At 58.4% G+C, this 551-nt stretch carries 1 protein-coding gene; it reads left to right on the forward strand.

Translation table 11 applies throughout. The features are described 5' to 3' along the window. Positions 1 to 551, forward strand: a 551-nt coding sequence (locus ACGTN6_RS20945) for a toprim domain-containing protein (RefSeq protein ID WP_394595036.1), incomplete at both ends; no start/stop codon positions are given.

A 551-nucleotide genomic window follows, 5' to 3' on the forward strand; every position in this document is an offset into this window, starting at 1 on the left:
CGACTGTTTTTCTGTGAGAAACCTTCCCAAGCTCGCGACATAGCAGGGGTGTTGGGTGCAACAAGCAAAGGTGACGGCTGCTTGCGTGGGAATGGAGTTATCGTCACCTGGGGCTTTGGCCATCTCCTCGAGCAGGCACCGCCACAGGCCTATGATCCCGAGCTCAAGCGCTGGTCACTGGAATCATTGCCGATCCTGCCAACGGCTTGGAAGCAGGAGGTGAAGACTTCGGCCAAAAAGCAGTTTGGTGTCGTGAAGAAGCTCCTGAAGGAAGCAGGGGAGGTGGTGGTGGCCACCGACGCCGATCGAGAGGGGGAAGTGATCGCTCGTGAGGTTCTGGACGAGTGCGGTTATTCCGGGAAAGTTTCACGGCTTTGGTTGTCGGCCCTGGATGAAGCGAGCATCCGGAAGGCTTTGAATGAGATCCGCCCGGGGTCGACGACGCTCCCGCTTTACCATGCAGGCCTCGGCCGCTCACGCGCTGACTGGCTGGTGGGCATGAACCTTACTCGTGCCTTTACGATCCTTGCCCAAAACGAGGGGTATGATGG

It is taken from the genome of Halomonas sp. B23F22_20 (assembly GCF_043496985.1).
GTDB lineage: Bacteria > Pseudomonadota > Gammaproteobacteria > Pseudomonadales > Halomonadaceae > Halomonas.